The 19,481-nt window shown below is 55.5% G+C and carries 16 protein-coding genes and 2 riboswitches; of the genes, 2 read left to right on the top strand and 14 right to left on the bottom strand.

From position 1 onward, the window contains the following. Positions 1-11 precede the first annotated feature (11 nt). The 9 genes from KVT34_RS19235 to KVT34_RS19195 all read right to left on the bottom strand — a co-directional run bounded on the left by KVT34_RS19235 (position 12) and on the right by KVT34_RS19195 (position 9,913). On the bottom strand, positions 12-776 hold the full coding sequence (locus tag KVT34_RS19235; RefSeq protein WP_254634991.1) for an ABC transporter permease: 765 nt from the start codon (positions 774-776) through the stop codon (positions 12-14). Beyond that, complete coding sequence (locus KVT34_RS19230; protein WP_009674680.1) at positions 709-1,548, bottom strand: ABC transporter ATP-binding protein; 840 nt, start codon at positions 1,546-1,548, stop codon at positions 709-711. Before KVT34_RS19230 ends, KVT34_RS19235 begins: the two co-directional genes overlap by 68 nt. A 213-nt stretch (positions 1,549-1,761) precedes the next feature. After that, positions 1,762-1,923, bottom strand: a complete 162-nt coding sequence (locus KVT34_RS19225; RefSeq protein WP_217560428.1) for a hypothetical protein — start codon at positions 1,921-1,923, stop codon at positions 1,762-1,764. 28 nt (positions 1,924-1,951) lie between these two features. Further along, the gene (locus KVT34_RS19220) at positions 1,952-4,306 is read right to left on the bottom strand and encodes a histidine kinase (RefSeq protein WP_217560427.1); all 2,355 of its coding nucleotides are present in this window, start codon (positions 4,304-4,306) and stop codon (positions 1,952-1,954) included. 342 nt (positions 4,307-4,648) lie between these two features. Continuing rightward, positions 4,649-5,266, bottom strand: a complete 618-nt coding sequence (kdpC, locus tag KVT34_RS19215) for a potassium-transporting ATPase subunit KdpC (protein WP_217560425.1) — start codon at positions 5,264-5,266, stop codon at positions 4,649-4,651. Between the two features lie 136 nt (positions 5,267-5,402). Then, positions 5,403-7,448: a potassium-transporting ATPase subunit KdpB gene (kdpB, locus tag KVT34_RS19210; protein ID WP_217560424.1), complete on the bottom strand. Its 2,046-nt coding sequence runs from the start codon at positions 7,446-7,448 to the stop codon at positions 5,403-5,405. A gap of 20 nt (positions 7,449-7,468) precedes the next feature. Then, positions 7,469-9,148, bottom strand: coding sequence for a potassium-transporting ATPase subunit KdpA (gene kdpA / locus KVT34_RS19205; protein WP_217560422.1), 1,680 nt, complete (start codon positions 9,146-9,148; stop codon positions 7,469-7,471). Positions 9,149-9,207: 59 nt separating this feature from the next. After that, entirely contained in the window at positions 9,208-9,282 is a 75-nt protein-coding gene (gene kdpF / locus KVT34_RS32755) for a K(+)-transporting ATPase subunit F (RefSeq protein WP_009674691.1), read from the bottom strand. 190 nt (positions 9,283-9,472) lie between these two features. Beyond that, positions 9,473-9,913 (bottom strand): hypothetical protein, encoded by a 441-nt coding sequence (locus KVT34_RS19195; RefSeq protein ID WP_217560420.1) that lies wholly within the window; start codon positions 9,911-9,913, stop codon positions 9,473-9,475. 117 nt (positions 9,914-10,030) lie between these two features. After that, a riboswitch (cyclic di-AMP (ydaO/yuaA leader) is annotated at positions 10,031-10,211 on the bottom strand. A gap of 108 nt (positions 10,212-10,319) precedes the next feature. After that, a riboswitch (cyclic di-AMP (ydaO/yuaA leader) is annotated at positions 10,320-10,512 on the bottom strand. Positions 10,513-10,774: 262 nt separating this feature from the next. Here KVT34_RS19195 and KVT34_RS19190 point away from each other — a divergent pair. Together KVT34_RS19190 and KVT34_RS19185 are read left to right on the top strand one after the other, a co-directional pair. After that, a complete protein-coding gene (locus KVT34_RS19190) occupies positions 10,775-12,865 on the top strand; it encodes a carbon starvation CstA family protein (protein ID WP_217560419.1) in 2,091 nt (696 codons plus the stop codon). After that, entirely contained in the window at positions 12,858-13,061 is a 204-nt protein-coding gene (locus KVT34_RS19185) for a YbdD/YjiX family protein (RefSeq protein ID WP_042234145.1), read from the top strand. Before KVT34_RS19190 ends, KVT34_RS19185 begins: the two co-directional genes overlap by 8 nt. 144 nt (positions 13,062-13,205) lie before the next feature. Here KVT34_RS19185 and KVT34_RS19180 read toward each other — a convergent pair whose 3' ends face one another. The 5 genes from KVT34_RS19180 to ptsG form a co-directional block, all read right to left on the bottom strand. Further along, complete coding sequence (locus KVT34_RS19180; RefSeq protein ID WP_217560418.1) at positions 13,206-14,102, bottom strand: YitT family protein; 897 nt, start codon at positions 14,100-14,102, stop codon at positions 13,206-13,208. 353 nt (positions 14,103-14,455) lie between these two features. Beyond that, positions 14,456-14,845 carry an MmcQ/YjbR family DNA-binding protein gene (locus tag KVT34_RS19175; protein ID WP_217560417.1) on the bottom strand — a complete coding sequence of 130 codons (390 nt, stop codon included), beginning with the start codon at positions 14,843-14,845 and terminating at the stop codon, positions 14,456-14,458. Between the two features lie 221 nt (positions 14,846-15,066). Further along, positions 15,067-16,785, bottom strand: coding sequence for a phosphoenolpyruvate--protein phosphotransferase (gene ptsP / locus KVT34_RS19170; protein WP_217560416.1), 1,719 nt, complete (start codon positions 16,783-16,785; stop codon positions 15,067-15,069). After that, on the bottom strand, positions 16,778-17,050 hold the full coding sequence (locus KVT34_RS19165; RefSeq protein WP_217560415.1) for a phosphocarrier protein HPr: 273 nt from the start codon (positions 17,048-17,050) through the stop codon (positions 16,778-16,780). The genes ptsP and KVT34_RS19165 overlap by 8 nt, the downstream gene beginning before the upstream one ends. A gap of 96 nt (positions 17,051-17,146) precedes the next feature. Beyond that, positions 17,147-19,207, bottom strand: a complete 2,061-nt coding sequence (gene ptsG / locus KVT34_RS19160) for a glucose-specific PTS transporter subunit IIBC (RefSeq protein WP_217560414.1) — start codon at positions 19,205-19,207, stop codon at positions 17,147-17,149. Positions 19,208-19,481: the final 274 nt, after the last annotated feature.

Below are 19,481 nucleotides of genomic sequence, written 5' to 3'. Positions count from 1 at the left end.
CTATTTCTTGCTTATTTGCCGCTTGTGGCAAGACCGTAGCGGAGCAGAATTTTATCTTCGAGCTTCTTAAAGCAGAGATGGTCGGAAATCGTGCCGAGCACCGCAATGATAATGACGATGCAAAGCATAAGCGCCGTATCCGCAATATCGCGGCCCTGCTGAAGCAATTGGCCCAGGCCGACGCCTTTGGCGATGAGTTCTCCGGCTACCAGCGCCCGCCAGGCGAACGCCCAGGCTACCCGCACCCCGTTGATGAGATGAGGGAAGGCGGCCGGAACCATGATCTGCCAGAACATTCGCAGCCCGTTGCCCGTGCCCATCGTCTGGGCCGCTTTCAAATAAATCGGCGGAATGTTCATAATGCCCGTACGGCTCGACATGGCCATCGTCCAGGTAGCCCCGAGCGCCGTGATGAAAATAACGGAGGTGTCCGTGAGTCCGAACCAGATGATCGCGAACGGCAGCCAGGCGATACTCGGAACCGTCTGCAAGGCAACGACGACAAATCCGAGCGTATCGTCCAGAAACCGGAAACGTGCGAAAAGAAAACCGAGCAAAGTCCCTACAACGAGGGAGATACAGAAGCCGGTCAGCAGCCGTCCGAGCGATCTCAGTGTCGCTTCCACAAGCTGTCCGTCCGTAAAACCGAGGCGGAAAGCGTCCAGGGTCTGGAACAGAGACGGGAATTTCCATCCCCATTCGAAAATTCTATATCCCGCCTCCCACGCTATCAGCAGAATCACGAGAAAAATCGTTCTTCTTAAGGCTGTACTCATCGCCCATCTCCTCCTTTACCACTTTCTCGAGCTCCTCGGCAAGCACGTCCATGATCGCACTCTCGACATGATGGATAACGGAGTCGGCATTATCGCGCGGGCGCGCGGCTTGCACGGCGAATTCCTTCTTGATCGTTCCCGGACGGGTCGACATGACGACGACGCGGTCGGACAGGATAACGGCTTCACGGATGTTGTGGGTAATAAACAAGATCGTTTTGCCGGTTTTCATCCAGATTTCTTCGAGTTCTTTATGCAAAATGAGACGAGTCTGTTCATCGAGCGCCGCGAAGGGCTCGTCCATGAGAAGAATTTCCGGGTCCATGGCAAGCGCACGTGCAATAGCGGCACGCTGCTTCATGCCTCCGGACAGCTCGTGCGGATAACGGTCCGCAAATTTGCTGAGGTGGACCGTCTTGATCTGCTCCATCGCTTTCTCGTACCGTTCCTTCTTCGGAATGCCCTTCTGCTTAAGGCCGAAGGCAACATTGTCGAGCACGGTCAGCCAAGGAAACAGCGCATGCTCCTGAAAAACGACGACGCGGTCGGAGCCCGGTCCGGTCACTTTCGTTCCATTCACTTCAATCGTACCTTCATCATAGCCTTCCAACCCGGCCACCATGTTGAGCACCGTCGACTTGCCGCAGCCCGAAGGGCCGAGCAGAGACACGAACTCGCCTTTTCTGATAGTCAGCGAAACATCGTCAATAGCGGTAAATGATCCGCTGCTGCGCTGCTTGAAGGTTTTGCGAACATGCTTGATTTGTATCATCGCTTGATCTCTCCTTCAGGCTCGGACGAAAGCAGAAGCTTCGTATATCCCGTTCCTATTCTTATACCAACTTATTTTATCGGAATTATGTAATTTGTCAACCTTTAATTGCATAAAATTCTAATAAAAAAAGCCCCTAACGGGGCGTTTCGGGGTGATAAAAGCCGGGTGGCCGCTTAAAGGGCGGTGCGTAATAATCGGCGGGCGCGCGGGTTATGTCGTGGCCGTATCTTCCGGCGTCTGAGCGCCGGGACTGCGGCCGGTTTCACACTGGGCGCTTGCCGGAGGCGGGGTTTCCGAGCGGAGGCAGGTATGCGTGCGGGGCTGATCGGGTGCGAGTGCGGCCTCCGCCGACGGCATCCGCGATCCTCGCACACCTGACGCTCCCGCCAACGCCAAGCGCTCATCCGCGGGTCCGGAGGCCCCGCCGGGCTTTGGCGGACTCGGACTCCGCCACGACGAGCACGTCCATGCTGCGCGCCCCGCGCATGATCCGTTTCACGATGGACCCGTGAAACAGCCGCTCCCACAGCGACTCGCGCGCCTGGCCGATGATGAGCTGCGTAGCGCTCAGCTCCAAGGCCCGCGCGAGCAGCCCGTCCGCGGTGCGCCTCCGCCCCGCGGCGCCTAGCACTTCGAAGCGGCCGCCGAGCCGCTCCGTCAAGGTCTGCAGCGCGGCGATCCGCGCTTCCTCATCGCCGGCGGCCGAGCCGCAGCGGATGTAAGCGACGTGCCAGCGCGCTTTCAACCGGTATGCGATGCGGAAGCCGCGGCGGATGATGCGCTCCGCGTGCTGGTTCAGCTTCACGCAGACGAAGATCACTTCCTCGCGCCGCCAAGGGCCGCGCAGGGAGCCGACGCGTTCCCACGCCTCCAGGCGTTCGTCCACGTCGTCGGCGATTTCGCGCAGCGCGAGTTCCCGCAGGGCAATCAGATTGACGGTTTTGAAAAAGTGGCCGAGCGCCTGATCCACTTTGTCCATCCCGTAAATCTTGCCCTCCTTCATGCGCTGCCGCAGCGTTTGCGGCGTGACGTCGATGAGCTCCACCTCATCGGCCAGCCGAAGGATGCTGTCCGGGACCGTTTCCCGGACCCGCACGCCCGTCAGCTGCTCGACGGCATCGTTCAAGCTTTCGAGGTGCTGGACGTTCACGGTTGAGATGACCGAAATGCCCGCATTGAGGATTTCCAGTATATCTTCGTATCTCTTCTTATTGACACTCTGCGGCACATTCGTGTGAGCCAGCTCATCCACAAGAACCAGATCCGGCATCCGTCGAATCACCGCTTCGGTATCCATTTCTTGCAGTTCGGTTCCCCGGTACGTACTGATTTTCCGGGGAATCAGCTCCAGATCGCCGATCTGATCCGCCGTTTCTTTACGACCATACAGCTCGAGAAGTCCGATGACCACATCAATATTTTTACGCAGCAGATCGTTGCCTTCCCGCAGCATGCTGTAGGTTTTGCCCACACCCGGCGCGGCTCCGATATAAACCTTGAAGCGGCCGCGCCGCGCTTTACTGATTTGACGCTCCATCTCCTGGGGACTGGGGCGGCGGTAAAGCTCGACCGGCTGCCGGGCATCGCTCTTTCGTTTGACGGGAAGAATCCGCTCTCCGTCCTTCTCCGCCCGGTCGGCAACCACGAACAGATCGATCCCTTGCAGACGGCTTACCGCATCGTTAAGCACCGAGCCCTGCCAAAACTCCTGCCAACGGCTGTGCTTGGAGTGGCCCAGCACGATCCGGGTCACTTTGCGGTCGATCCCGTAACGGATGAGCGCCTGGGCAAGCTTTCGCCTCCCCGGGAAAGGAAGTTCATCGAAAGTGCCGCCCACTTTCTCGACCAGCTTGATGATCGAACGGCGGAACGTAGCCGCATCCTTGGATAGAGCTTTCCCCGGGGCGGCAAAAGAAACGACGAATAAATCGCCGCTCAGCCGGTCCGCTATCTGCTGCCCCCGCCGGACATAGATCGACCCGTTCCAATGGTACTGGGCGGAAACCAAAATCCGCTCGTCGGCCCCCGAAGGTCCGGTCATCCCCATTTCCCCCCGGTGCTTCTCCAAAGATTCGTTGACTCCTTCCGCCACGAGCCTAAGGGCCAGCTCACGCAGCACGCCGATGTTCCCCCGTTCCAGCACCTTGCGCTCGTGCCACTGGCAGCCCTTCATCCCGCCTTCCTCAAGCCGGTTGAGAATCGTTTCAGGCGTGGCGTCGATAAGCCTCACTTCATCGGCCAGCTCCAGAGTATCCGTCGGCACCGTATGTTCCGCTACGATCCCCGTCATTTTGCGGGCAAGCTCACGCACTCCCTCCAATTCATACACGTTCACGGTTGCCAGCACGCTAATCCCTTTGCTCAGCAGAAATTTGATATCCTCCAGCCTCGTCGGGTAAAGTGCCCCCGGCCGGTTGCGATGAGCGAGTCCATCGGTCAGTACCACTTCCGGATTACGGGCAACAAGATCATCGAGCGGCAAGTCCTGCTGCCTCAGCCCATCCTTCCTCCATTCGATGCTTTCAACCCGTTCCAGCCCGCCGGCCTGTTCCATCGTCTCGGGGCGCCCCTCCATGGAAATCGCGCACAACACGACATCGATTCCCTGTTCCCGGAGTGTCTGCCCTTCCCGCAGCATGTGATACGTTTTCCCCGAACCGCTGACGGCCCCGATATAGATTTTCAGCCGGCCCCGGTGAATGTCCGAAATCGACAGCAAAATTTCTTCGGGCGTTTTTCTCCGGAAATTATCCATTCCCCGGCTCCCTTTCCGTTCCTTCTCCCTTATACCTCACATTATTCTCCCACGAAATTCCCGTTGTTCTGTAAGCATCATGCGATCTTTTAGCGAGACAAAACTTGATCGGGATCCTCTGCCCCAAAGGAAGCATATAAGGAGGCATATATAATAGTAGAAACACAATTTTTCTTACGAGTAAAATCCGCTTTCCCGCACTCCGAAAACTTGTAAAACGCATGCCCTCCTTACCGGAAAGAGCATGCGTTTATAAGTGGCTGCCAGCGGTCTCTGGAATCCTGCCGCGTCAAGAGCCTCTACCGTTACCGTATAAATGGCTCCCGATCTGGCGGTTACCGGTTATTTCCCGGCTAATTTCTTCACATCCAGGTTTAATTCCAGCACATTCACGCGAGGTTCGCCGAATAGGCCCAGATCGCGGCCGTCCGTGTTCTTTTTAACCAATTCCTGGAGCTGGGCGGTCGATATTCCCGTCATTTTGGCAATACGGGGAATCTGGACTTGGGCCGATTCCGGCGTAATATGAGGATCGAGGCCCGAAGCGGAGTTCGTGAGCAAGGAAATCGGCACCTGATTGACGGGCACGTCCGGATTTTCCTTTTTCCATGTATCCATGGATTCCTGCGTGCGTTTTACCAGTTCAGGGTTGGAAGGCGCATAGTTGTTGGAGCCCGAAGCTTCCGCTTTATACTCGATGGAGGAAACGCGGCCGTGGAAATATTTCGGATCCGCAAACAATTGCCCGATCAGCTCCGAACCGATGATTTCCCCCTGTTCGTTCTTAATGACGCTGCCGTTGGCCTGTTTGGGGAAAATGACCTGCGCCAGCCCTGTCGATAGGAGCGGGTATATGATTCCGCACAGGACGATTGATAATATGCTGATACGGACAGCGACAGACAAGACGGACCCGTTCCACTCGCCGTTTTCTTTAGGTACCGAAGCGCCTGGATTCATCCTTTTTCAATCCTCTCTCTTATACCGGGAGAAGCCCTTGAAAGGCATTCCCGGCATGTGGTTGTTCTTTGTTTCGGGGCACTTTCATGCCGTTTATATCCACGTGCATGTGCTTCCGTTTCCATGGAACAGGTTTCTAGATCCAGACATGGACGACAAGGTCAATGATCTTGATTCCGATAAAAGGAACGACGACCCCGCCCAGCCCGTAAACAAAAAGATTGCGGCTGAGCAGCTTTGTCGAGCTCATCGGGCGGTATTTGACACCCTTCATCGCAAGTGGAATGAGCAGCGGAATGATAACCGCGTTGAAAATAAGAGCGGACAGCACCGCCGACAGGGGCGACCCCAGCTTCATGATATTGAGAGCTTCCATCTGCGGGATCGCCAGCATGAACATCGCCGGAATGATCGCGAAATATTTGGCGATATCGTTGGCGATCGAGAAGGTGGTGAGCGCCCCGCGCGTCATCAGCAGCTGCTTGCCGATGCCGACCACTTCGATGATCTTGGACGGATCGGAGTCCAGATCGACCATGTTGGCTGCTTCCTTGGCGGCGATGGTGCCGCTGTTCATCGCGAGACCCACGTCGGCCTGGGCAAGCGCCGGGGCATCGTTCGTGCCGTCGCCGGTCATCGCGACCAGCTTGCCCTCCGCCTGCTCTTTACGGATCACGGCGATCTTATCCTCCGGCTTGCTTTCGGCGATAAAGCCGTCCACACCGGCTTCTTTGGCGATGGTAGCCGCCGTAAGCGGGTTGTCGCCGGTACACATGATCGTTTTGATCCCCATTTGGCGCAAGGTATCGAACCGTTCTTTCATGCCGGGCTTCACGGTATCTTTCAAGTAAATCAGGCCGTATACTTTTCCGTCCACGGCTACGGCGAGCGGAGTCCCGCCTTCCGTCGCGATCGCGTCTCCGTTGGCCTTAAGATCGGCGGGAACCGTTCCGCCCTGCTCCTGCACCCACCGGACGACGGCGTCCACGGCGCCTTTGCGCACTTTTCTGCCGTCTTTCAAGTCAATGCCGCTCATCCGTGTTTCCGCTTTGAAGTCGATGAACTCTCCGCCTTCCGCGAGAGAAGCCTCGTAAACCAGGTTCTGTTTCTTCATCAGCTCCAGCACGGAGCGTCCTTCCGGCGTTTCGTCTTTCACCGAGCTGACGGCCGCCCAAGCAGCCGCTTCACCCGTGGAGGCGCCGCCTACCGGGATAAATTCACTGGCCATCCGGTTTCCGAACGTGATGGTTCCCGTTTTGTCCAGAATGATCGTATTGATGTCTCCGGCCGCTTCGACCGCTTTCCCCGACATCGCCAGGACGTTGAACTGGGTGACCCGGTCCATCCCCGCGATCCCGATCGCCGACAGCAGAGCGCCAATCGTCGTCGGAATGAGGCAGACGAGCAGGGCGATCAGTACGGCCGTATCCAGCTCGACATTCACGAACCCCGCGATAGGCTTCAGCGTAACGACCACGATCAGAAAAATAAGCGTCAGCGTGATCAGCAGCGTGTTCAGCGCGATTTCGTTCGGTGTTTTCTGACGGGACGCTCCCTCGACGAGGGAAATCATCCGGTCGATGAACGATTCGCCGGGATCGCTCGTAATCCGTACCCGGATCGCGTCGCTCACGACTCGCGTCCCGCCCGTGACGGAGCTGAAATCGCCGCCCGCTTCTTTAATGACCGGCGCCGATTCCCCCGTGATCGCCGATTCATCGACGGAGGCCAGCCCTTCTATCACTTCCCCGTCTCCGGGGATCATTTCTCCCTGGGCGACGGTAACGACATCGCCCTTGCGGAGTTCCGTGGACGGAACGACTTTAATGCCGCTGCCGACCACTTTGTTGGCCTTAATTTCCTGCTTGGACTTTTTAAGCGAATCCGCCTGGGCTTTCCCCCTGCCCTCCGCCAGCGCCTCGGCAAAATTGGCGAACAGCACCGTGAAGAGCAAAATCAGAAACACGGTCAGGTTAAAACCGATCCGGTCCTGCGTTCCGAAGTAGCCCGGCAGAACCGTCATCAGAAGGACAATGAAGGTTCCGATTTCTACCACGAACATAACGGGATTTTTCATCATCGTAACCGGATTTAATTTAAGAAAGCTTTGCGCAACCGCCTGTTTGACGATATCCCCGCTCAGCATCGATTTACGTTTCGTTTGAGAAGCAGTTGAGCTCATCCGTTTTCACCCCATCGTTATTAACGCAATGTCAAATATTCGGCTACCGGACCGAGCGCGATTACCGGCAGGAAGGTGAGCGCCCCAATGATGACGACCGTACCTACCACGATTCCGGTAAACAAGGCATTGTCCGTGCGGAACGTTCCGATTGTTTCCGGAACCCACTGCTTGCGGCCCAGCGAGCCGGCCACACCCAAAAGGGCGATGATCGACACGTAACGGCCAAGCAGCATTACAATTCCTGTGGAAATGTTCCAGAACGGCGTATTGTCCGCCAGCCCCTCGAAGCCGGAGCCGTTATTGGCCGCCGACGACGTGAACTCGTACAGCACCTGGGAAATTCCGTGGAATCCCGGGTTGGTAACGGCGCCTTTGCCCAGCTCCGTCATGAAGGCGATCGCTGTCGGTGCCAGGATGATAAGCGGATGCGCCAGAATCGCGACGGCGATCAGTTTCATCTCGCGGGACTCGATTTTGCGTCCCAGAAACTCCGGCGTCCGGCCGACCATGAGGCCCGCCAGGAAGACCGCCAGAATCGCGTACATGAGCATATTGACCAGCCCGACTCCGTCGCCGCCGAATACGCAGTTCAGCATCATTTGAGCGAGCGGAACCATTCCGCCCAGCGGGGTGAGCGTGTCGTGCATATTGTTGACGGTTCCCGTCGTCGCCGCCGTCGTTACCGTGGTGAACAGCGCGGACTGGGCAATACCGAACCGCACCTCTTTGCCTTCCATACTGCCGATGGACGAATCCGCGCCAAGGGCGTTCAAGGCAGGGTTACCGGCCTTTTCCGAAAAGAAAGCGACCGATAGAAATACCAGGAACAAGGTCATCATCGCTGTGAAAATGACCCATCCCTGCTTCCGGTTCTTCGCAAACCGCCCGAAGGTATAGGTCAATGAGGCCGGAATGCACCACATCGACAGCATTTCAATCACGTTAGTCAGCGGAGACGGATTTTCAAACGGGTGCGAAGAGTTCACCCCGAAGAAACCGCCGCCGTTCGTGCCCAGATGCTTGATGGACACAAGCGACGCCACCGGACCGATGGCGATTTGCTGCTCCCCGCCTTCAAGCGTCTTCGCGGCCACGGTCGGATCCAGCGTTTGCGGCACCTTCAGGCCGACAAGCACGAGCGTAACCACGATAGCCAGCGGCAGCAGCAGGCGCGTGTGTCCTTTTACGAAATCCGCAAAAAAGTTGCCGATGGTGCTGCCTTTGGACGTCAGTCCGCGGATAAACGCAATCGCGACCACGATTCCCGTTACGGCGGACGTGAACATCATCATCATAATGACCGCCATCTGTGAGAAATAGGACAGGCCCGTTTCCCCGCTGTAGTGCTGCAGGTTGGTGTTCGTCATAAAGCTGATGATCGTATTGAACGACAGCGTCGCTTCCATATTGTCGATCCCGTTCGGGTTCAAAGGAAGAGCACGCTGCAGACGCAGGATCAGATACCCCACCGCCACCAGCACAAGGTTGGTCAGCACAAGGCTGCCCGCATACTTCTTCCACGTCATGCCCTTCTCGCTGCGGATGCCCGCAAGCTTGTAAATGGGTCTTTCCAGCCAGCCGAACCATTTGTCCGTCCGGTTTTTTTCATTCGAAAAAACATGATACATATAAGTTCCAAGCGGTTTCACCAGCAGGCAAAGCACCGCGATTACGATTACGATCTGCACAATCTCCATGGATTCCTATCCTCCTCAAACAACTCCGCGCTAGCAGTCACCGGCTGCCCGAAGGCGCCCTAAAATTTTTCGGGATGTATGAGCGCGTATATCAGATACAGGAAAAGCCCTGCCGTAAAAAGCGCGATAATCATCATATACGGCCGCCTTCCGAGCCTTGCACAACATGGTCGCACCAGGTCAGAAAACCGTAAAAGATGAAATAAATGACTGCCAACAGCAGAACCATATAAAGGTCCGTCATGTGTTTCGGCTCCTTTCTTTCCTATCTATAGGTTCATTTCATAGGTTCATTCATTATCGTTCGGACCGTGAATTAAATCGTTAGCGCAAAACTTCCTCGGGCACTTGGCCCGGTGCTGCTCCAAGCAGGAAAGAGACCTGACGGGTATTCGTATGCACCACATGGTCGGCGCCGAGCGCTTTATAAATCAGCCGCGGCGAGGCATTCGTTTTGACCACGAAAATCGTTCCGGTTGTCCAGCTTCGGACCATCTGAAGATACCGGCAGCAGAGCGGCAGGCTGTCTTCGAAAAGATAGACGTCACCGATGGGAAGTCCCGGGACTTCCCAGGCTTCGTGGTGCACGGTATCCACTTCCACGATGTGCCGGACTCCCAGCTTCTTCATCCGCTGTCCTTCCGCGGGGTTGTTCACAAGCGCCGCGAAGGGCCTGCGGTAAATATTCAGCAGTTTAATAAAGTTCTCGCCGGTGACATTCGGTGCGGAAACCAACGTATAGGTTTGGATCTTTCTCTCGTCCACTTTTTATCCCTCTTTCATGTTTTGGGCAGCAAAAAAAGAAGCCTGCGGAAGAGGAACTCTTCACGCGGCTTCTTGACGGTCACAGCCTAAAAAGACTATAGCCGAAGCGCGATAGCAGTCGCCTCTCTCGGTACGCTTACGAGGTTAGCTGTCGGATTCGGGCGTGAGAGTCGCCCTACCATTACGGCACGGATGCCGCTTCTGGATTCACCCCATGAGGACCGGGCCGTCAGGCCTGCAAGTCCTCGTTTGGTTCCCCCGTTTTCCGCTTGACACGGAAACTCAGCGATAAAAACGCATGTTCATTTGTTTGGCACATTTTTCATTTTCGGATGTTTTTGAACATAACAAAACCACAGCGAAACGAAGTCCCTGTGGTCGATGCCGATCACAAGCTTCTTCAACCCCTCCCGAACTCATGCGCTTACGAGGTTAGCTGTCGGATTCGGACGGTGAGAGTCGCCCTACCTGATTGCCGGGTCCATGGATTCCGGCGCTTCAGGATTCACCCCTGCAGACACGGCCCCGGCTCTCACACCGGATCAATGCTGCGATGGTTCCCCCGCTTCCCCGGTTGGGGAATTCAGCGAAAGCAAGAAACTGTTTTTTTCAATTGATGGAATGAATGTTACACCTCCGCACGTGCTTTGTAAAGATATGGCGAGATTGGTTTTAAACCGATTTAAGCCAAAGAAATCCCCTAATGCGCTTACATTTCTGCTTTTTGTGCGCTAGCTTGTTAATACGTCGAAAATCTCGCGTTTTTGAAAATGGTTTGGACATCCAGCCTCTTCCCACACCGGAAAAACCTGCTATACTACTTGTAAACGCTCCCATATTAACCAGTAAGGAGGCATGTTTATGAAAATCGGATGGAAATCAATCTTGCTCTGGGGGGTGATTTCCATTGTCGGCGCGTTTGCTTTTGGGCTTGTCGCACTTAATCGCGGCGAAACGATCAATGCCGCCTGGCTCGTTATCGCAGCCGTGAGCTGCTATGCGGTCGCCTACCGGTTCTACAGCCGTTTTCTCGCCCGTAAAGTTTTCGTGCTCGACGATAATCGGAAAACACCCGCAGAGCTAAACAACGACGGCAAGGACTATGTGCCGACGAACAAATGGGTGCTGTTCGGGCACCATTTCGCGGCCATTGCCGGCGCGGGCCCTCTCGTAGGCCCCGTACTTGCCGCCCAGATGGGCTATTTGCCCGGAACACTGTGGATTATTCTCGGCGTTATTCTGGGAGGCGCCGTCCAGGATTTCGTCATTCTTTTCGCTTCGACACGCAGAAACGGCAAATCGCTGGGCGATATGATCAAGGACGAGATCGGCAAAGTGACCGGCACGATCGCCATGCTCGGCATTCTGGGCATTATGATCATTCTTCTCGCCGTGCTCGGGCTCGTCGTCGTCAAAGCGCTGATCGGTAGCCCGTGGGGCATGTTCACGATTGCCGCCACCATTCCGATCGCCCTCCTGATGGGCGTGTATATGCGCTACATACGGCCCGGCCGAGTCGGGGAAGCTTCCCTTATCGGCGTCGTTCTGCTGATTCTGTCCCTCATCGGGGGCAAATTCGTCGCCGAGAGCGCCGTTCTGGCCCCGCTTTTCTCCTTCAGCGGGGAAACCATCGCTCTGATGATGATCGCCTACGGCTTTTTCGCTTCGGTCATGCCGGTCTGGCTGCTTCTGGCGCCACGCGACTATCTCAGCACGTTCCTCAAAGTCGGAACGATCATCGGACTCGCGCTCGGCATTATTTTCGTTCTGCCGGATCTGTCCATGCCGGCCACGACCCGGTTCATCGACGGAACCGGTCCCGTCTTCGCCGGGAACTTGTTCCCGTTCCTGTTCATCACCATCGCCTGCGGCTCCGTATCGGGCTTCCATGCGCTGATCTCCTCCGGAACGACGCCCAAAATGCTGGAGCGCGAATCCCACGCGCGTCCGATCGGCTACGGCGCGATGCTGGTCGAATCGTTCGTCGCCATCATGGCGCTGATCGCCGCCTGCATCATCACGCCCGGTACCTACTTCGCGATCAACTCGTCTGCGGCTGCCCTGGGCGGTACCGATGTGGCGACCGCGGCGGCAACCATCACGAACTGGGGCTTCACCATCACGCCCGAGCAGTTGACCACGCTATCCAAGAATATCGGCGAGAGTACCATCCTCTCGCGGACGGGCGGCGCGCCGACCTTCGCCATCGGCATGGCGCAAATCTTGTCCGGCGTGATCGGCGGCAAAACGATGATGGCGTTCTGGTACCACTTCGCCATCCTGTTCGAAGCGTTGTTCATCTTGACGACGATCGACGCAGGTACCCGCGTGGGCCGTTTCCTCATCCAGGATCTGCTGGGTTATGCCAGCAAGTCGCTGGGGGATACCCGGTCCACGGTCGGCAATCTGATCGCCACGGCCCTCTGCGTGGGAGGCTGGGGGTACTTCCTCTACCAAGGTGTTGTGGACCCTCTGGGAGGCATCAACTCCTTGTGGGCGCTCTTCGGCATCGCCAACCAGATGCTGGCCGGCATCGCGCTTGTGCTGGGGACGACAATTTTGTTCAAAATGGGCAAAAAGGCGTACGCCTGGGTCACGCTCCTGCCCACAACGTGGCTGCTTATCGTGACCATGTCCGCCGGCTGGCAGAAGCTGTTCCACGAGAAAGCGAACATCGGCTTTCTTTCTCACGCCAAGCAGTTCCAGAACGCGCTGGACAGCGGCAAAATCGTGGCCCCGGCCAAAACGGCCGCACAGATGAAGCAGATCGTGATGAACGATTACATCGACGCGGCCTTGTGCGGATTTTTCATGATCGTGGTGCTGATCGTGTTTATCTCGGCCATCCGCGTCTGGCTGAAGGCGATTTCGAACAAACCGCTGGATCTCTACGAAGCCCCGTATATCCCGCGCGGCGAGCAGGGCAGATCCGAGGCAACGAAATATGTTTAAGCGCCTGAAACTCATCTGGAGCTACCGCAATCAGTTTATCCATCTGATGGTGGGCGTCCCCCACTACGAGACCTATGTGGCTCATATGAAAAGCGCCCACAAAGACCAGCCTGTCCTGAGCCGGGCGGAGTTTTTCCGGCAAGCCCAGGACAACCGCTACGACGCCAAGGACGGGAAAATCTCCCGCTGCTGCTAGGTGTTTGCGGCGGCACGCCAAGGCGGCACGCCAAGGCGGCACGCCAAGGCGGCACGCCAAGGCGGCACAAAAAAACCAGCAGGCCATTACGGCCGCTGGTTTTTTCATGTTCCCGCGTTTGCGGGGAGAAGCTTTTGGCAAGGATCAGTGGATATCCTTCTTCTTGAATTGTCCGCCCTTCACATCGTGAATATTGCCGACGGCGATAAAGGCGTTTCCGTCCCATTCTTCGACGATGGATTTCAGCTTCGCTTCTTCCAGACGTGTAATGACGGTGAAAATCACCTTCTTGTCGTCGCCGGTATAAGCGCCTTCCCCATGAAGGTAAGTCACGCCACGGCCCAGACGCTGAGTCAGCGCATCGCCGATTTCTTTATATTTTTCACTGATGATCCATACGGATTTCGACTGATCGAGACCTTCGATCGTCACATCAATCATTTTCATCGCAATGTAATACGCAATCAGGGAATACATCGCATGATCCCAACCGAATACGAACCCGGCGCTGCCGAGAATGAACAGGTTGATGAACAAGACGATTTCACCGACGGAAAACGGTGATTTTTTATTGATCAGAATAGCTACGATCTCCGTACCGTCAAGGGAACCGCCCGAACGGATAACGAGCCCGATCCCGACGCCGAGAATAACCCCGCCGAAAACGGCGGCCAGCAGCGGATCGATTGTGACAGCCGGTACCGGATGAAGAAGGGAAGTGCCGACTGACATTGCGATAACACCGAACAACGTCGAAATGGCGAACGTTTTACCGATTTGTTTGTAACCCAGGAACAGAAAAGGAAGATTCAAAAGGGTCAAGAAAATACCGAGAGGAAGATGGAAAAAGTGGGACAGCATAATCGAAATACCGGTGATACCGCCGTCGATAATATTGTTGGGAACGAGGAAAACTTCCAACCCTATCGAAAATAAAGCCGCCCCTAGCGTAATAAATACGATTCGTTGCAGAAGCTTTGCCGCTGTAGCCGTACGTTTACCTGATTTCTCACCTTGAAAAGTCGATTTTTCTACACTCAATGGCCGACACCCCTTTAATTTGTATGTATCTAAAGTCTGCCTTAATCCGAAAAAGGAGCCTGTTTGCAACAGACTCCAGAACAGCGACCGGCAAACAAACATCGAATACATGTATTATACCATATTATTCGCCTAGGATCACTGAATTTACCGAAATACGGTCAAAAACGGCGATCGGCATTCTTGACAAGCGTTGCGGGAGTCTAACCGAAGCCTCTTTCATGTTCTCCTTCAAGAAGGAAAACACGGCACAAAACGCCTCTCTTTGAATCTGTTCCGGCCGCAAACTCTCGTCACAAGCTGTTTCATCAGCCATCAAGCCGGTTCAAGCTTCGCTTAGTTTTCCCGCGGTTTCAGCTTTCATTCCAATCCGAACCACTGTACTGCAGGATGTGCTGCTGCATTTTCTTGCTTAAACTGCCGCGGACCAGCATATAGGAAACGTCCACCATATCCATGATTTCCTGGGGGTCCAGGCTTCCGTCCAGCCGGACGGTATTCCAGTGGCGTTTGTTCATGTGATAACCGGGCCTTACCGCCTCCGGGTACTGCATACGCAGCAGCTCCGCTTCCTCCGGCGGACATTTTAGCGTTACACTTCCCTCACCCGGAGCCGCTCCCGAAGGCAGCAGAGCGAACATTTTACCTCCTACGCGGAGCACATCGGTCTCATTGTCGAAGGGACGGTCCGCGGTAGCCCCCGGTTTGGATAAAGCGTATTCCATAACCTCATCTGTATTCATGGCAAAATTGCCCCTTTCACGATAAAAGTTTTGTCTAACACCGGATTCGCTTCGTAAAGCGGAATTCCTTTTCGGCCAAAAAAAGAACACCCCTCGTCCGCCTCAGGCCTATGCCTTTCGACTTGTCAGGGGTGTTCTTGCCGTTGACTTTCAACCTATCCTTGCGGATGATAGTCCAAAAGCAGGCGCTTTTATAAGTAATCCGTCTGCCGATCTATGTTTTACGCTTTCGGCTGATGCCCGTTTACGAGCGCCACGACTTCTTCCGCCGTCGACAGCTCGATCGCGCGGGCGGCGAGCTCTCGCATCTCCGACAGGGAGAGCTTCACAATCTGGCTGCGCGCAGGCAGAATGGAAGTGGCGCTCATGCTGAACTCATCGAGACCGAGTCCGAGCAGAAGCGGAATCGCGGTCGTATCCCCCGCCATCTCGCCGCACATGCCGGCCCATTTGCCTTCGCGGTGTGCCGCGTCGATCACCATCTTAACCAGGCGCAGAATGGCCGGATTGTAAGGCTGATACAGATAAGAGACGCGTTCGTTCATCCGGTCTGCCGCCATCGTATATTGAATGAGGTCATTAGTACCGATGCTGAAAAAGTCCACTTCTTTGGCAAACTGGTCGGCCATGACAGCCGTCGACGGGATTTCCACCATGATACCGAGCTGAATCTCGTTGGATGCCGGCGTTCCCTCCGCCGCAAGTTTCGCCTTCTCTTCGAGAAGAAGCGCCTTCGCCTGACGGAACTCGTCCAGCGTAGCGATCATCGGGAACATAATCCGAAGCGAGCCGTGCACGCTGGCGCGCAGTAGGGCGCGCAGTTGGGTACGGAAGATGTCCTCGCGCTCCAGGCACAAGCGGATCGCCCGGAAGCCGAGGAACGGGTTCATCTCCTTCGGAAGCTGCAGATAAGGCAGCTCCTTGTCGCCGCCGATGTCCAACGTACGGACCACGACCGGCTTGCCTTCCATCTTCTCCAGGACCGCCTTGTACGCCTTGTACTGCTCTTCCTCGGTCGGCAGCTGATCGCGTCCCATATACAGGAATTCGGTCCGGTACAGGCCGACAGCCTCGCCGCCGTTCTCCAGCACGCCCGCCACGTCGGCAGGTGTGCCGATGTTCGCCGCAAGTTCGACATGGTGACCGTCCGGAGTCACCGTCGGCTCGTTGCGCAGCTTGGCCCATTCGGCACGCTGCTCCGCGTAGCGCTGCTGCTTCGCGCGGTATTCTTCGACCACCGCTGGCTCCGGATTGATCAGAACGTCGCCGTCCAATCCGTCCACAATCAACAGATCTCCGTCCTTGACAAGATCCAGCACGTTCTTCGTCCCGACGACGGCCGGGATTTCAAGCGAGCGCGCCATGATCGCGGAATGGGACGTGCGCCCGCCGATGTTGGTCGTAAAGCCTTTCACGTACGTGCGGTTAAGCTGGGCCGTATCCGACGGAGTCAAATCCTCCGCCACGACAACCGTCTCCTCCGAGATCGACGACGGGCTCACGAATTTGACGCCGAGCAAATGAGCGAGCACCCGCTTCGTCACATCGCGCATATCCGCCGCACGTTCCTTAAGATAGTCGCTGTTCATGTTCTCGAACATTTCGACGAACGTCATCGCAACTTCGTTCATCGCAAATTCCGCGTTAACCTTCTCGTCGCGGATTTTCGCTTTCACCGGATCGACCAGCTCGGGATCACCGAGCACAAGCAGGTGAGATTCGAAAATCTCCGCTTTCTCTTCTCCCATCTCCCGGAGCGTCTGTTCCTTGATAGCCTCGAGCTCGGCGCTGGATTTCTCCAGAGCCTGCTCGAATTTGGCAACCTCGGCTTCCGTATCCTCCACGGTTTTGCGGACGACGGTCAAGTCGGGGTGTTCCAGACGGAACGCCCGGGCGATGGCAATTCCCGCCGAAGCGGCAATGCCACGTATATTAGCCATGAAGCTCGCCCAGCCCTTCTTTAGTCATAATTTCTTCCAAAGCCGCGATCGCTTCCGCCGCATCTTCACCTTCTGCGGAGAAAGTAATTACATCGTTTTCTTCCAGCCCCAGGGAAAGCACGCCCAGAATCGATTTCATCGTCACTTTCTTGCCTTTGCTCTCGGCGAATACGTCCGCTTTGAATTTATTGGATGTGTTAACAAGTGCTGTAGCCGGACGTGCGTGAATTCCTGTATCGCTGGTCACTTTAAATGTTTTTTGCATAGTTGGTCATCTCCACTCAATAATTTAGTTGCTTCTTCTATCTTAACCGAAAAAGAGGGGGTTAGAAAAATACGGCCCTTCCTCCCCCGCACCTCTTTACTTAATCGTAATAATGTTTTTGTCGCCCGATTTAACGTCGCCTTGTTTATTCAAACGAATTTCAGTGCCTTCCGGCAGGTTCGTAAAAATAACCGGTGAGATGATGGAAGGAGCATGCTCTTTCACATAATCCAGGTCGACTTTCATGATCGGCTGGCCGGCTTCCACAATATCCCCTTCGGAAACGAGCACTTCAAAGCCTTGTCCTTTCAGTTTTACCGTGTTGACGCCGATATGAACCAGCAGTTCTTTACCCGCGTCGGACTGGATGCCGATGGCATGCTTACTCGGGAATACGTTGAAAATTTTGCCGTTTACCGGAGAAACAATCGTTCCGTTTTTCGGCAGGATAGCAAACCCGTCGCCCGTCATTTTCTGGGAAAAAACTTCGTCCGGAACGAGCGTGATATCCATCAGTTCGCCGTCAGCCGGAGCTACGATCGTTTCTTCTTTCATCAGCTCGCTGCCGCCCGTATCGGGAGATTCCACAACCGGCACGCTCGCCGTGGAAGGAATGCGGCCCGCCATAACGTCTTGAATCTGATTTTTCAAGGAATCGGAACGGGTTCCGAAAATAGCTTGTACATTGTTGCCGACTTCAAGAACGCCCGAAGCGCCCAGTTTTTTGAGACGCTCTTTGTCCACGACGCCTTTGTCTTTCACCTGAACACGCAGCCGCGTGATACAAGCGTCAAGGTTCGAAATGTTCGGCGCGCCGCCCAGTGCCGCGAGAATGCTGCTCGGCAGGTCGCCCGTACCGCTAGCATTGCTTGCGCCGCTGACGGGAGCATCGTCCGTATCGGCTTCCGTTTTCACTTCTTCGCGACCCGGCGTTCTCAGATTGAATTTCGTAATCGCGAAGCGGAACACCACATAGTAGATGACTGCGAAAACAAGGCCGACCAGAATCGCAAGCCACCACGGCGTGCGGTTCGGAAGGACGCCGAGCAGCAGGAAGTCGATCGAGCCGCCGGAGAACGTAAAGCCGAGCTTAACATCAAGCAGAGTCATAATCGCGAAGGACAGACCCGCGAGCAGAGCATGGAAAACGTAGAGAAGAGGGGCAACGAACAAGAACGAAAACTCGATCGGCTCCGTAATCCCCGTAAGGAAAGCCGTCAAAGCCGCGGAGCCCATAATACCGGCAACCAGCTTTTTGTTCTCGGGACGTGCCGTATGGTAAATGGCCAGACACGCGGCCGGCAGACCGAACATCATGAACGGGAAGTTACCGCTCATAAACGTACCGGCCGTAAGCGGTACGCCGTCTTTCAGCTGAGCGAAGAAGATTTTCATATCTCCGCGCACCAGAACGCCCGATTTATCAATATATTCCCCGAACTCGTACCAGAACGGCGCATTCCAGATGTGATGCAGACCGAACGGAATGAGAGAGCGGACACCGACCCCGAACAAGAAGGAAGCCAGAACCGGATTCGCATCGAGCACGGAACGGGAGAACGTGCTCAGTCCTTGCTGTACCGGAGGCCAGATAAAGATCAGGATAAGCCCGGTCAGCAGCGCGGCAAGGGAGGTAATGATCGGAACGAACCGCTTGCCCGCAAAAAAGCCGAGGTACGACGGAAGTTCGATTTTATGGTACCTCTTGTAAAGGAGCGCCGCTATGACACCCATGATAATCCCGCCGAAAACGCCCGTTTGCAGGGTCGGTATACCTAGCACGCTCGCGTAAGAAGGATCTTTCAGCGTCAGCGAGAAAGGGGTTACACCCGCCAGAACGCCCATGGTCACGTTCATAATCAAGTAACCGATCGTGGCTGCGATACCGGCAACGCCGTCTCCGCCCGCCAGACCGATCGCTACCCCGATGGCGAAAAGCAATGCCAGGTTCGCGAAAATAATGTCGCCTGCGCTCGACATGAGGTGAGCCGCAACCTGAAACCCGTTTCCGCTGAGGAAAGGCATAAGCTCAATCGTATCCGGGTTTTGCATGGCCGAACCGAACGCCAGCAGAAGGCCCGCGGCAGGAAGAATGGAAACCGGAAGCATGAGCGCCTTACCTACTTGTTGGAGCGCGCCGAAAACGCCTTTTAACATGTGCTTCACTTCCTTTATCTGGTCATAGTGTCTATGGATTATTCAACCCCACAGGCAAGGCCGAAACAGCAAAAAAGGCATAAGCAATCAAGGAATGCCGGAAGTAGCTGCCGGATAAGGGTTAATATAACCCAACTCGGAGCGTTTCCATTCATTCTCTTTCTTGCTCATGCCTGATCGTATCAGTCACACGCGCATATCGCCTGTTCAGTTGTATAATACCTAAGCTCCGTCATTATAGCATGACAAATCTCAACAGACAATACCATTTTTC

The sequence above is a fragment of the Paenibacillus sp. GbtcB18 genome (assembly GCF_019091125.1).
Lineage (GTDB): Bacteria > Bacillota > Bacilli > Paenibacillales > NBRC-103111 > Paenibacillus_F > Paenibacillus_F chitinolyticus.
The sequence above is the reverse complement of the archived record's forward strand: the minus strand, read 5'-3'. Positions and strand labels throughout refer to the sequence as shown.